Origin of the sequence: Siansivirga zeaxanthinifaciens CC-SAMT-1 (genome assembly GCF_000941055.1) — a bacterium.
Taxonomy (GTDB): Bacteria; Bacteroidota; Bacteroidia; order Flavobacteriales; family Flavobacteriaceae; genus Siansivirga; species Siansivirga zeaxanthinifaciens.
The window spans coordinates 2,217,393-2,231,349 of record NZ_CP007202.1; the positions used below are offsets into that span (position 1 = coordinate 2,217,393).

13 protein-coding genes and 1 other RNA gene are annotated in these 13,957 nt (G+C 33.0%); 8 read left to right on the forward strand and 6 right to left on the reverse strand.

Features of this window, described 5'->3' with window-relative positions; all coding sequences use genetic code 11:
- The first annotated feature begins 151 nt into the window (after positions 1 to 151).
- Entirely contained in the window at positions 152 to 1,429 is a 1,278-nt protein-coding gene (rocD, locus tag AW14_RS10065; RefSeq protein WP_044638685.1) for an ornithine--oxo-acid transaminase, read from the forward strand.
- Between the two features lie 53 nt (positions 1,430 to 1,482).
- Here the strand turns inward: rocD and AW14_RS10070 are convergent, their stop codons facing one another.
- The 3 genes from AW14_RS10070 to AW14_RS10080 are packed head-to-tail and all read right to left on the reverse strand — an operon-like array spanning position 1,483 to position 3,942.
- Positions 1,483 to 1,818 carry a CCC motif membrane protein gene (locus AW14_RS10070; RefSeq protein WP_044638686.1) on the reverse strand — a complete coding sequence of 112 codons (336 nt, stop codon included), beginning with the start codon at positions 1,816 to 1,818 and terminating at the stop codon, positions 1,483 to 1,485.
- Between the two features lie 10 nt (positions 1,819 to 1,828).
- A complete protein-coding gene (locus AW14_RS10075) occupies positions 1,829 to 2,110 on the reverse strand; it encodes a DUF2752 domain-containing protein (RefSeq protein WP_044638687.1) in 282 nt (93 codons plus the stop codon).
- A 56-nt stretch (positions 2,111 to 2,166) separates the two neighbouring features.
- Positions 2,167 to 3,942 (reverse strand): T9SS type A sorting domain-containing protein, encoded by a 1,776-nt coding sequence (locus AW14_RS10080; RefSeq protein WP_044638688.1) that lies wholly within the window; start codon positions 3,940 to 3,942, stop codon positions 2,167 to 2,169.
- 152 nt (positions 3,943 to 4,094) lie between these two features.
- Between AW14_RS10080 and AW14_RS10085 the strand changes: the two genes are divergently transcribed.
- Positions 4,095 to 4,289, forward strand: coding sequence for a hypothetical protein (locus AW14_RS10085; protein ID WP_044638689.1), 195 nt, complete (start codon positions 4,095 to 4,097; stop codon positions 4,287 to 4,289).
- 5 nt (positions 4,290 to 4,294) lie between these two features.
- Entirely contained in the window at positions 4,295 to 4,861 is a 567-nt protein-coding gene (locus AW14_RS10090; RefSeq protein ID WP_044638690.1) for a Smr/MutS family protein, read from the forward strand.
- Here the strand turns inward: AW14_RS10090 and AW14_RS10095 are convergent.
- Positions 4,858 to 5,793 carry a hypothetical protein gene (locus AW14_RS10095; RefSeq protein ID WP_044638691.1) on the reverse strand — a complete coding sequence of 312 codons (936 nt, stop codon included), beginning with the start codon at positions 5,791 to 5,793 and terminating at the stop codon, positions 4,858 to 4,860. The genes AW14_RS10090 and AW14_RS10095 overlap by 4 nt on opposite strands.
- A gap of 102 nt (positions 5,794 to 5,895) precedes the next feature.
- Here AW14_RS10095 and AW14_RS10100 point away from each other — a divergent pair, with 102 nt between their 5' ends.
- Complete coding sequence (locus tag AW14_RS10100; protein ID WP_044638692.1) at positions 5,896 to 7,050, forward strand: cysteine desulfurase family protein; 1,155 nt, start codon at positions 5,896 to 5,898, stop codon at positions 7,048 to 7,050.
- A gap of 125 nt (positions 7,051 to 7,175) precedes the next feature.
- Here AW14_RS10100 and AW14_RS10105 read toward each other — a convergent pair whose 3' ends face one another.
- Positions 7,176 to 9,635, reverse strand: a complete 2,460-nt coding sequence (locus tag AW14_RS10105) for a TonB-dependent receptor (protein ID WP_044638693.1) — start codon at positions 9,633 to 9,635, stop codon at positions 7,176 to 7,178.
- Between the two features lie 12 nt (positions 9,636 to 9,647).
- Positions 9,648 to 11,333, reverse strand: coding sequence for a M23 family metallopeptidase (locus AW14_RS10110; RefSeq protein WP_044638694.1), 1,686 nt, complete (start codon positions 11,331 to 11,333; stop codon positions 9,648 to 9,650).
- Between the two features lie 177 nt (positions 11,334 to 11,510).
- Here AW14_RS10110 and AW14_RS10115 point away from each other — a divergent pair, with 177 nt between their 5' ends.
- From AW14_RS10115 to rny, 4 genes are all read left to right on the forward strand, one after another.
- On the forward strand, positions 11,511 to 11,801 hold the full coding sequence (locus tag AW14_RS10115; RefSeq protein ID WP_044638695.1) for a hypothetical protein: 291 nt from the start codon (positions 11,511 to 11,513) through the stop codon (positions 11,799 to 11,801).
- 15 nt (positions 11,802 to 11,816) lie between these two features.
- Positions 11,817 to 12,110, forward strand: coding sequence for a cell division protein ZapA (locus tag AW14_RS10120; RefSeq protein WP_044639602.1), 294 nt, complete (start codon positions 11,817 to 11,819; stop codon positions 12,108 to 12,110).
- A gap of 56 nt (positions 12,111 to 12,166) precedes the next feature.
- Positions 12,167 to 12,273: non-coding RNA, 6S RNA (gene ssrS / locus AW14_RS14710), on the forward strand.
- Positions 12,274 to 12,332: 59 nt separating this feature from the next.
- Entirely contained in the window at positions 12,333 to 13,904 is a 1,572-nt protein-coding gene (gene rny, locus AW14_RS10125) for a ribonuclease Y (RefSeq protein WP_044638696.1), read from the forward strand.
- Positions 13,905 to 13,957: the final 53 nt, after the last annotated feature.

The window sequence follows — 13,957 nt, forward strand, 5'->3', positions numbered from 1 at the left end:
TAGGAACTGATAATAATTTTAAGTTAGCAACAATATTTACTAACTTGCAAGTCCTTAGGGATGATTTCTCTCCCACGCTGAATTTTCGACTCTTCGAAAGGATAAAGGTACAGTAGGAATGGTTATTTTATCAATTTAAATTTTATTTAAAATGGCTATTTTAGAACAGTTAACTTCGCAACAAGCGATTGAATTAGAAAAAAATTACGGCTCGAACACCTATCACCCCTTACCAGTGGTTTTAAGTCGAGGCGAAGGTGTTTATGTATGGGATGTAGACGGCAAACGTTATTACGATTTTTTGTCGGCTTATTCTGCCGTAAATCAAGGGCATTGCCACCCAAAAATTGTTGGCGCACTTATTAAACAAGCACAAACTTTAACATTAACATCGCGCGCGTTTTATAACGATATGTTAGGTAAGTATGAAAAATATGCTTGTGAATATTTTGGTTTCGATAAGTTATTACCAATGAATTCTGGTGCAGAGGCTGTAGAAGCGGCCATCAAAATTTGTAGAAAATGGGCTTATGAAGTAAAAGGCATTAAAGAAAACGCAGCGAAAATTATTGTTTGTAATAAGAATTTTCACGGACGCACCACAACCATCGTATCATTTTCAAGCGATAATGTGGCAAATAAAAATTTTGGTCCCTATGCCGATGGTTTTATAAACATCGATTATAATGATTTGGATGCCCTAGAAAATGTTTTAAAAACACACAGTAACATTGCCGGATTTTTGGTAGAACCTATACAAGGGGAGGCTGGCGTTTATGTGCCAGATGAAGGTTATTTAATGAAAGCAAAAGCCTTATGTAAACAATATAATGTATTGTTTATTGCAGATGAAGTGCAAACAGGTATTGCAAGAACTGGCCGATTACTGGCAACTTGTGGTAATTGTACGTGTGCAAACAAAGATTGTTCTGAAGCTCCAGATGTTAAACCCGATATTTTAATTTTAGGTAAAGCTTTAAGCGGCGGTGTTTATCCGGTGAGTGCAGCTTTGGCCAACAACAATATTATGGGGGTTTTAACACCAGGAACTCACGGAAGTACTTTTGGTGGGAACCCTATGGCAGCAGCAGTTGCAATTGCAGCTTTAGAAGTTATTAAAGAAGAAAAATTAGCTGAAAATGCCGATAAACTTGGTAAGCTTTTTAGAAGTAAACTTAACAAGTATATTGAAACAAGTAACATTTGTAAATTAGTAAGAGGTAAGGGGTTATTAAATGCAATTGTTATTAATGATACTGAAGATAGCGATACAGCATGGAATATTTGTTTGGCTTTAAGAGATAACGGTTTGTTGGCTAAACCAACTCATGGTAATATTATTCGCTTTGCACCACCATTAGTAATGACCGAAGAGCAGTTATTGGATTGCGTCAGTATCATTACCAAAACATTACAAGCCTTTGAATAAATTTGTTTAGAGCTAAAAACAAAAAGGCGACCAATTGGTCGCCTTTTTATATGTTATTGTTGTTGTTGGAGTTCCATAAGTTTTTCTCTCATTAAATCTTCATTTTGAAGTGTTTCCCAACCAAAATAAGTAATTATCCAAATAATAAACACCACAAATAATATACTTAATATAAGGCCAATATAACCCATTATTTTTCCTGCTTTAACATTGCCATAACCATCATAATTTTCAGGAGCTTCTTTGTAAATATTAGTTGCTTTTGTACCAAGTATAATTGCAATTATAGCAAAAATAAGTCCGGGAGCACCATAACAGCAACATCCTACTATAGATAGTATGCCCATTACTAGTGTTAAAGTCGAATTGGGTAAGTTTTGTTTTTCCATTTTGATTGTTTTAGATGAATTTTAAAATATAGTTTGTAAGAATAAAGATAAAATTTATTACAAATAAAACTAATAAAATGCGGTGTCCATTTTCAAATTTAAATTTCAAGTGAAAAATTAAAAACACTAACATAATGATAAGTGTGTAAATCGCTGGATACATATAAAAGGCATCTACAAACTCACCTTTAGTTATAAGGCTAACAGAACGTTGCATACCACATCCCGGACAATCTATACCAAACAGTTTCTTGTTTAAACAAGGAATCATGTAGTCTTCTAAATTTATCATTTATAATTTTTCAATGATTATAATGTAAAATTAGACAATAATGTACGTTGTGAAACTTATTTAGATGAAGAAATAACAACTTTTTTACTTAAAACCTGATTATTCTTAGCGCTTATTTTAGCAACATAAACCCCTTCACTTAATGATTTGGTAGAATAATTATATTTTTGTTTTATGCTGTTTATTTGATTTCTTAAAACCTCTTTTCCAGAAACATCAAACAATTGAAATAACGAAATATCTATGTTTTTTGGATTGCTAATGATTAATTCGTTTAGGTTATTATTTTGAAATACTAACAAATACTCGACCATGTTGTTGTCTACACCTAAAGTTTGGTTGTTTTTAAATGTTATTTCAAAACGATCGTTATAAGTGCCTTTTGCAATATTAACCTCAAAATTTTCAGATTGTAAATCAACATAAGTATCGTTTGCTTTATCATGAAGATAAATAGGTGTATTCGTATCAAAATTTTGAACATCGGCAATTCTAAACCTTAAAGGCATATTATTTTCAATTTTTACGCTTAAAGGTATTTTTAAATCTGCATCAAAAGGTAGTGCCTCTGCTAAATAAGGTTCATTATTGGGAAACCAGGTCGCATCAGACTTAAGTAGCTCATCTTTATTAATTTTGATTTCTAAACCATAATCAAAATTAAGCGTGGCGCTTGGGTGAAAAGTTTCTGTAATTTGTCTGGTATAGGTGTTGTTGAAGTCAACATTTAATCTAAAGCGCTTACAATAGTCAGGAACTCTCGAAAACGGATATTCATCGGTGCTTACTTTACTCTTTGTTTTTGTGTTTTTATAAAAACTACTATTATCAGAAGGAACACTTTCTTTTTTGTAAACACGGAAACTATTTTTTGCCTTTACGGTTCCATCGGCTATACCTTCAACCATAAATCCTTGTCCAACAGGGATATATCTTTTAACTTCCTTGCTTAGTGAGGGCGGTGTAGTCGATGTTCCTACAATATTACCATTACCATCATAAGTTCTAAAAGTGGCAGGGTTGAAGGTTTCTGTGGCGCCATCGGCACTAATAGTGTAGGTGGCATATCCACCATCGTACGCCGTTAAATTATGAGAATTAACATTTGGGTTTTGATCCCAGAAATAAAGCGCACTCGTAATAACAGATTTATTTTCAGGGTCATGAATAAATTCTAATGCATCCATAGCAGATGGGTAAGGGTTTCCAACCAACGAAAATTGGCCTGCTAAAACATTAACACTAATGGTTCCTGTATTGGGTTTTCCTCTAAAATCGTAAAGTTGACTATCGCCAGAACCTAAAGTGCCTTTCATTGTAAATCCTTCACCAGGATTTATGGTAGCAGAGTTTCCTACATAAATCCAATCGGCATAAGCAGTACCTGCTACATATTTCCAAATCCAATAGCTTTCAATTCTTAAGGGGGAAGAGATCCCATTATAACCTGGAAGACGTAACACCGATGCCGGATTTGAGTTTGTTAAATCTACAACATCATTTAACTGGGTTACAGAAAAAGGGCTGTTTCCTGGTCCTGCAATTTTACCACCTACAGGTGAACACCAGTAATTATATTCGTAAGCGCCTACATTACCTGTTTGGTAAACACTTAATTCTCCAACTCCCGAATTTCCTGTGGTTCCGGTACCTTGAATAATTTGAGCTTCATCTCTAAGATAAATTTTACTATTAGCTTCATTTAAATTAATATCATCGTTAACAAAAACAATTTGATCTTTAACAAATACATAAGCATTGTTTCTTACCGATAATTGAGCAAATGAGATACCATTAATTAACAGAACTAGTAGCGCTAAATTTTTGTTCATTCTAATTTGGGATAAAATTATTGTAACAAAGATATTTAAATTTTTCAACATCAAATACTTATCAATCTACTAAGATATTAAAATAAATTATAAATTTTATTCACAAGATTATAATTAATGTAATTTTATACTCTTAAAACGTCGTTTTTCTTATGAAATATTTAAATTACTTTTTAATTGTTATAGGTGCTTTTGTTGCGATGTATGCAAAATCTGGAGCCAATCAAAATCAATACATATTAATAATTGGTATTGTGTTTTTAATGTTAGGGGTTTATAGAATTTCGAGACGTATTCCTAGCAAACAAGATAATGATGATATTACTGAAGAAGATACATTAAATTAATTGTTATGAGTTTTAATATTGGTGATGCTGTATTAGTTTTAGATGAAGATATGGCTGGTGTAGTAATAAAAATAAAAAATGATGTTATTACAATTGAAACAGAAGATGGTTTTTTGTTAGATTTTAATGCTCACGAACTGCTTAAGATAAAATCTAAAAAAGCTTTAAAATCGGAGTTGTCGTCTATTTCTAATATTAATGAAGTTATAAAAGAAAAAGAGAAAAACACCAAACCCAAATCACAGCCAAGGGTAAAAGCAAAAGAGCGTTTTGAACCCACAATGGAAGTCGATTTACACATAAATCAATTAGTGAAATCTCCCAAAGGAATGAGTAATCACGATATGTTGACTTTACAGCTAGATACAGCCAGACGCCAACTCGATTATGCCATTTCTAAACGTATTCAAAAAATAGTGTTTATTCATGGAGTAGGCGAAGGGGTTTTAAAAGTTGAATTAGAATATTTATTTGGTCGCTACAACAATGTTAAATTTTACGACGCCAATTACCAAAAATATGGTTTAGGAGCTACCGAAGTTTATATCTACCAAAATGTGCCGAGCCATTAATTAAAATCAGGTGTTTTTGTAACCGATTTATAAGAATTTGGAATGGCACTACTTTCTAAAACGCCAAAATTAAGGAAGTCTAAAGAAATTATTGTTAAATCAAATTGAGATACCGTTAACAATACTTGAAACTCCTGTGTGTAAGTATTGGCTCTGTATTTAGTTGCTTTCGGTCCGTTAACATTAGCCGCCTCAGGGTTTAAGTAATCTGGTCCTATTTCGCTATTTGAAATATCATTCGTTGGATTTTGGTCTTGTGATTCGTTTTCTTCATCACGTGTATCAATACCATCACCATCATCATCGGTGTCTAAATAATCTGGTATACCGTCTCCATTGGTATCTTGTGCATCATCTAAAACACCATCTCCGTTGGGGTCTGGTTTTTCATTAATTGTAAGTACATTATCGCCATCGTCATCCTGATCTAAGTAGTTAGGAATACCATCGCCATCGGTATCATCATCCTCTAAATTACCATTACCATTAATATCTTCTAAATCTGCAGGTATACCATCTTTATCGTCTTGAATTAAAGTTGTAGTAATTTTAACTACGCCACTGGTGCTAACAAGGTTTTCTTTTATTTTTATTTCAGAAGAAGGGATATCGCTGCAAAACAAACCAGAAGTTGGTAATGTTGTGTTGTTGTAAGTAATGTAATTAAAGGTATTTGTTGCACTTAAATTGTAGGTGCCTTCAAACATATTATCATCACCAACAGTTAAAATATCATCAATGGTAAGATTTGTAATTTTAACAGACAACGATTCAGATGGGTCGTTTTTTGTTTTATAAAACACTAAATCTTCGGTACCACAAATTTTAAAGGTTTCATCAAAATCGAATTCTACGGTTATAACATCGCCGTCATCACAAGATAAAGGAATTAAAAAACAAATCGAGAATAAAACAAAAAATAACTTACGCATTGGGTTTGGGTTTATAAGGCAAAAATAAACGAATTGTATTTTATAACGCATCATATTAATAATAATTTTATTCTGAGTATTTTTGTGACTTAATTTCAATAAATGCAAAGCGTATATTTCGATAATTCTGCAACAACCCCTTTACGAGAAGAGGTTGTAAATACCATGATGGATGTTTTAAAACAGCATTATGGAAATGCATCATCTTCACATAGTTTTGGAAGAACTTCTAAAGTTTTGCTTGAAAAATCAAGAAACGCTGTTGCGAAAAGTTTGAACGTTTCGGCGGGTGAAATTATATTTACTTCGGGTGGTACAGAATCGAATAATTTAATTCTGAAAAGTGCCATACAAGACATCAAAATCAATCATATTATTAGTTCTAAAATAGAACATCATGCTGTTTTAACTACCGTTGAAGCTCTGCAAGCCCAATACGGCATTAAAGTAAGTTTTGTTAATTTAGATGCTCATGGCGATGTTGATTATAATCATTTAGAGTTTTTATTAAATGAAAATTCCGATTTAAAAACATTGGTTAGTTTGATGCATGTTAATAATGAAATTGGAAATATTTTAGATTTAAAAAAAGTGTCTAGTTTATGTGCTAACTATCAGGCTTTGTTTCATACCGATGCCGTTCAATCTGTAGGACATTATAAAATAGATTTACAGGATGTAAAAATTGATTTTTTGTCGGCCTCGGCTCATAAATTTCACGGACCCAAAGGGGTTGGTTTTGCTTTTATTAGAAAAAATTCGGGTTTAAAACCATTAATTTTAGGAGGAGAGCAGGAGCGAGGCTTAAGAGCTGGAACAGAAAGTTTACATAATATTGTTGCATTAGAAACCGCATTATCAAAAGCAGAAGCGACGTTAGAACAAGAGTCTACTTATATAAAAGACTTGAAAGCTTATTTTATTAACGAAATAAAAAAACAAATTCCCGATGCAACTTTCAACGGTCAATCAGGAAATTTAAATACAAGTGCTTACACCATATTAAATGTTTGCTTACCTCTAAAAATGCCAGGCGATATGCTTTTGTTTCAATTAGATTTAAAAGGTATTGCATGTTCTCGAGGGAGTGCCTGCCAAAGCGGTAGCAACAAGCCATCTCATGTGTTAGCTGAAATTTTAAGTATAGAAGCGCTCCAAAAACCTTCAATAAGATTCTCTTTTAGTATTTTCAATACACATGCAGAGGCCGATTATGTTGTAAACGTATTGAAAGAATTTGTGTTAAATAAAAAATAGATATTTTTTTGATTTGAATCGATTTTATTGATGGCTGCTTCAGCTGCACTATAATAACTTACTTTTACACAATTGCAATTATAACTCACAAAGCAAGATAAAATTTTCAGAATGTAATTTAAATATTAGAACTTCATAGTTGTTCTAACATTAAATACTCTTGGAGTTAAAAAGTTTGGAATGGCATATTGGCGTTTAGTATATACATCTCGAACCCATGTATTGGTTATCGAGTTTTGCACATCGAACATGTTGTAAATTTCAAAACCAAAGGCTAATTCTTTAAACGGTTTTTTCCAACCCCTATCAAATTGTTTTTTACTGTCAACCAAAACAAATTGCAAGCCTAAATCGGCACGCTTGTAATCTGGTAAACGATTTTGGTAGCTGTAAGAATCGGCATAGCTAGGTGAACCTCCGGGTAAACCCGTATTATAAACTAGGTTTAAATACATTTTCAAGTTTGGCACATTAGGCACATAATCCTGAAACAATGCTGCAAATTTTAAACGTTGGTCGGTCGGTCTAGCAATAAAACCTCTGTTATCTATATTTTCTTCTGTTTTTAAATAACCAAAACTAAACCACGATTCTGTTCCAGGAACAAATTCGCCATTTAAGCGTAAATCTAAACCGTAAGCATAGGCTTTAGCATTATTATTAGCACGATATCTAATTCTTACATTTTCTAATGTGTAGGTGTTTACGTCGCTTAAATCCTTATAATAGGCTTCGGAAGTTAATTTAAAAGGTCTGTCCCACATTTTAAAACTATAATCATTTCCTAATACAAAATGAATAGATTTTTGCGCTTTTACATCGGATTGAACTTCACCTAAAGCATCACGCAATTCTCTGTAAAAAGGTGGTTGATAGTATAAACCTGCCGAAATTCTAAAAAGCATATCTTTTTCCCAGTAAGGTTTAATTGCAAACTGCGCTCGTGGACTAAATACAGTTTGAGATGTCGATTCTAAACCTTCGCCATTTACACTCCAGTTATGCACTCTCACACCAGCGTTATACCAAACATCGCTGGTTCCTAGTGTGGAGCGTTTACTCCATTGCGCATAAGCTTGTAATCTATTTATTTGAGTATTATTGGTTTTTCTAACGTTTTGAAACGGTTCAATAGGTCCGCTATATGGCGAGTAAGGCTGTTCGTTTATAGGTAATGTTTTGGGAGGTCGAATGGAAAAACCAGCCGAATCTATCACTTCCCATTCAACCAAACGGTCGCGAATATCTTCATGGGTATATTTTACGGCCCATTCGATGCGATGGTCGTCAATTTTAAAATCACCTTTATGTTCAATATTACTTATTAAGGCATCTAAATCGTTACGTCCATGGTTTAATTGACTACCAACACCTTCGCTAAATTCTACTTCACCTAAGTTTTCATCGCCAATATTAGCATTTACATCACCCAGTCGGTATTGTGCTAGAATATCAAAATATTCCTCTTCGGTTGTATGATAAGTTGAAGCAATTAATTTTAAAGTGAGATCTTCGTTAGCAAAATAAGTACCTTTAAAAGCGCCAAAATAGGTTTGATATTGATCTTTTTCTTGACCTTCGTAAAAAACCAACAAAGCGATGGGGTCACTCAAGGTACCAAAGTTAGTTTGCCTTGTTTGTGGTTGGTAATTGTATTTGTTTATAGATGCATTTCCAAGAAAACTTAATTGAAATTTATTTGAAAATTTATAAGTTAAAAATGCTTGAGCATCAGCAAATACGGGTTGAAAGTTGATTTCTGTTTCTTTGGCTTTTACCAACAAACTATTGTTTCTGTAACGCAATCCAACTATCGAAGTAAATTTCGAATCTTTGCTAATGTTTTCTGCTGAAATACTGGCGCCTAATAAACTTAGGTTTGAATTTATTTCAAATTGATACGGTGTTTTATATGTGATGTCTAAAACAGACGATAATTTATCCCCATATTTAGCTTGAAATCCTCCGGCCGAAAAATCGACGTTTTGAACCAAGTCCGTATTAACAAAACTTAAACCTTCTTGTTGACCAGAGCGCACTAAAAAAGGTCTGTAAACTTCAATTTCATTTACGTAAACTAAATTTTCGTCGTAATTACCACCTCTAACAGAATATTGGGTACTCAATTCGTTATTATTGCTTACTCCTGGTAATGTTAAAAGTAAATTCTCTACACCAGCATTTGCACCGGGTATTTTTCTTATGGTTTCAGGTTTTAATGTTATGATGCCTTCAACTTCTTTTTGGCGCGTATTAGTAACCACAATGGCAGCGATTTGTTCTACGGTTGTACTCATTACCGGGTTGAATTCTATACTTTCGGCATTTTCCAAACGAAATGTGCTCTCAATTTTTTTATGAGATAAGTGCGTAAAAACCACTTTTACATCTTGGTTTGCTGGAATACTTAAAATATAAAATCCGTTTGAATTGGATGCTGTTCCATTGTTATCTGTTTTTATATTTACGTTGGCAATAGGCTTTTTAAATTCATCTAAAATAACGCCTTTAATTGTTGCTGTTTGGGCAAAACCAGAAAAAATAATGATAAAAAATACTGCTGAAATTATAAATTTTGTTTTCAATAGGTAATGAATTTATTTTCGATAAAACACAGATTCAAAAGTAGAACTATTTCCAACATTATCTGTAACAATTAGTTTTAAAATGTTTTTTGTATCTGTAATGTTGTGATCGTTAAAATCGTAAGTTAGTGTTTTTGTTTTGTAATCGTACTCCATTAAAATCCATTGTCCGTTAATGGTGGCCCTGTAACTCGATATGCCCGACAAATCATCTGCAATTTTAACCGTTAGGTAGCGGTAATTGCTAATCCATTGGCCATCGTTAAAATTAGGCGCATAAATAGTAGGGCTTTTGGTGTCTGTGGCTAAAGTATAAGTTCCTAAAACTTTGGTACTAGTACTCAAATTATGATCCTTTTTTGTTGTTGTACAGTACACAGGATAATTTTTGCGACCAATCAATTTTGCAATAAATAATTTATCTCTGTCTTCTCCTTTATATGGATTGATATCAAAATTAATTTCAAAAGGTTTCTTTGTTGGAATAACATCTTCATGAAGTTTTAAAGTATCGTTAGAGACTTCAAAATCGATGTAAAAATCTTCATAAAAAGTATCAGGAGCAAAGTTTACAGTTACGTTTTCAGCTTTTAAGGTTGTTTTTTGATTAGCACTTATAAGGTAAGGCGTTGTTTTTTTAGGGTCAGTTTTAACCGAGGCGCTTTTGGTTCCTTTAATGTTTATTAAAACCGTGGTTACATTTTTTTTAAAATCTGATACATGAATTTTATAAACAGAAGATGTGCTATCAGCAATATTTAAAAACCCATCGTTAACAGGATTTTTATATAAACTCAAAGGATTATTAACTCTAAATAATTTTTGAATGCGTCTTTTTGTATTGTTAAAATGGTTGTAATCTATAAGCTGATTAATGAAAAGGGTTTCGTCAAATGAAAATTCTTTGAAATCGATTTCAAAATTTTTCGTTCCATTAATTGAGGTTTCAATATTATGAACTCCATTAGAATTTGATGCCATATCCAGTCGATCATTAGTTTCAATACCAAAGCCAATTTTACCAAAAGCCTCAATGTTTTCGGTAGTGTAATCACCATTACTTAAAGGTATGAGCCTTAGCGCTTGTTTTTTGTTGGAGTTATTAACACCCGCATTTTCCCCTAACGGATATACGTAAATCGATCTCACATAGGGCTTGGTGGTATCTTTTATATCAATTCCAAAAAGCATCGGATTTAATGGGTGTTCTTCTTTATTTCGAATTTCAAAATGTAAGTGCGGACCACCAGAGCCGCCTGTATTTCCACTGTAAGCAACATGTTGTCCTTTGGTAACAGGTAGGGTTTCGGCCGTTGGGAATAATTCAATTTCAAAAGACTCTGCTTTGTATTGCTGGGCTTTTATATAGGCTTCAATTTCTGGTGAAAACGATTGTAAATGACCGTAAACAGAGGTATAACCATTAGGATGTGTAATGTAAAGGGCTTTTCCGTAGCCAAAATGTGCTATTTTAATTCGGCTTATAAAACCATCTGCAACCGATAATACTTTCAAACCTTGGCGTCCTTGTGTTTTAATATCTAATCCCGAATGAAAGTGATTAGATCGTAACTCGGCAAAGGTGCCCGATAGTATTAAAGGTATTTCTAATGGGCTAGTAAAATAATCTTGGGGATAATTATTTTGACCGTTTATTAAGCTCGTAAAAATTAAAACAAAAATTAAGGATAATCGCATATAAAAAAGAAGTTCACGCTAAAATATTAATAAGAACTGAAACAGCAAAAAATAAAACAGAAATGACGCATCATACTGATTTTTAGTAATAACGATAAATTTGAAATTTTATTAAAAAACAATTGTAATTTATGGCAATGTATGTTAACTTTGTGAGATAAGTATTGAAATTTGTAAATGAGTAATATTGAAGATATTGTAAATTCATTAGAAAGCAAAATTGGTAAAGTATTACGCAAATTAGAGCTTTTGAAACTTGCTAACCAGAAATTAGGTGAAGAATTAGAAATTTCTAAGCAAGAAAATCTCAACCAAAAAAAGATGATAATTGATTGGCAAGAGAAATATGAAGCACTAAAAATGGCAAATTCAATTCTTGGCAGTGACGAAGATAAAAAAGAAACTAAGCTTAAAATAAACGCATTAATCCGGGAAATAGACCATTGTATTGCTCAACTCTCCGAATAATGATAAATGGTATCAATGTCTGAAAAGCTTAAAATAAAACTATCCATAGGGAATAGAGTATATCCTTTAACAATTGACCCGAGTCAGGAAGAAGGTTTACGTAAAGCAGCAAAGAATATTGATGCCATGATTAAACAATTTGAGCAAAGTTATTCTGTTCGAGATAAACAAGATGTACTAGCCATGTGTGCTTTGCAATTTGCGTCTCAAGTAGAACAGAAATCAATTGATAAAGAAGTAGTAAGCGAACATCTACAAGAGCAATTAAGTGCTTTAAATGATTTGCTTGATACCCATTTAATATCATAACGGTCTTTAAAATAAAGTAAAAGTTACTGCCTACATTGGTTATTTATTTTTGATAAACTCAACGTTAATTCTTTAAAAAGGGTGAGTTTAAGTTGTAAAAGCAAGCTGCCTTGAGCAGATCCTTGATCAGCTTGTTAGCCCTAAACTTGTTTTTAAGGAGTTTATACAAAATCTTAAACTGGTGTAGGCTTTTTTTATATATAATAACAACTAAACACGTAAATGGATTCAGTTATAATGATTGTAGGTGGCGTAATAATAGGCTTGATTTTAGGCTTTATTATAGCTAAAATTTTAGAGAAAAATAATGCTTCAAAACTCGTTAAAGAAGCTAAGAAAAGTGCTTCTTTAATACTTAAAGAGGCCAATAGTGAAGGTGAATCAATTAAAAAAGATAAAATACTTCAAGCAAAAGAAAAGTTTATCGAATTAAAAGCCGAACATGAAAAGGTTATTTTGGCTCGTGATAAAAAAATGGCAGAGTCTGAAAAGCGTTGCCGTGATAAAGAATCTCAAGTTTCCAGTGAATTAGCAAAAAACAAAAAGCTTAACGAATCGTTAGAAGAAAAGTTAAAAGATTATAACCACAGGTTAGATGTTTTAGAAAAGAAACAAGAGGAAATAGATAAACTTCACAAAAATCAAGTGCAGCAATTAGAAATAATTTCTAGTTTATCTGCCGAAGAAGCTAAAGAACAGTTAATAGAATCTTTAAAAGGCGAAGCTAAAAACGATGCCATGGCTTATATTCAAAGCTCTATGGAAGAGGCTAAATTAACTGCCGAACAAGATGCTAAAAAGATTATTATTAACACCATTCAGCGTATAGGAACCGAAGAAGCAGTAGATAACTGTGTATCTGTTTTCAACATCGAATCGGATGATGTTAAGGGACGCATTATAGGTCGTGAAGGACGAAATATTCGTGCTATTGAGGCTGCCACTGGAGTTGAAATTATTGTAGATGATACGCCTGAAGCTATTATTTTATCTTGTTTTGACTCTGTAAGAAGAGAGATTGCTCGTTTATCATTACATAAATTAGTAACCGATGGAAGGATACATCCTGCGCGTATTGAAGAAGTAGTTAATAAAACACAGAAACAAATCGAGCAAGAAATTATTGAAGTTGGTAAACGTACTGTTATCGATTTAGGAATTCATAATTTACATCCAGAGCTAATTAAAATGGTAGGAAGAATGAAATACCGTTCTTCTTACGGACAAAACCTGCTTCAGCACTCGCGTGAAGTTGCTAAGCTTTGTGGAGTAATGGCTGCCGAATTAGGATTAAACCCTAAGTTAGCAAAACGTGCCGGACTTTTACATGATATAGGAAAAGTGCCTGATGCAGAAGCAGACATGGAAACTCCACATGCTATTCTAGGTATGCAGTGGGCCGAAAAATATGGCGAGAAAGACGATGTTTGTAACGCCATTGGAGCGCATCACGATGAAGTTGAAATGAAATCGTTATTAGCGCCAATCATTCAAGTGTGTGATGCTATTTCGGGTGCCAGACCAGGTGCCAGACGTCAAGTTTTAGATAGTTATATTCAACGTCTTAAAGATTTAGAAGATATAGCTTTCGGTTTTCCAGGTGTAAAAAAAGCTTATGCAATTCAGGCGGGTAGAGAACTACGTGTAATTGTTGAAAGCGAAAAAGTAGACGATCAAAAAGCTGCCGATTTATCTTTTAGTATTTCTCAAAAAGTACAAACAGACATGACATATCCTGGTCAGGTTAAAGTTACAGTAATTAGAGAAACACGTGCTGTTAACATAGCCAAGTAGTTAATTAGAAACTTTTATATAACAAAAAGCCTCTCAATTTTTGAGAGGCTTTT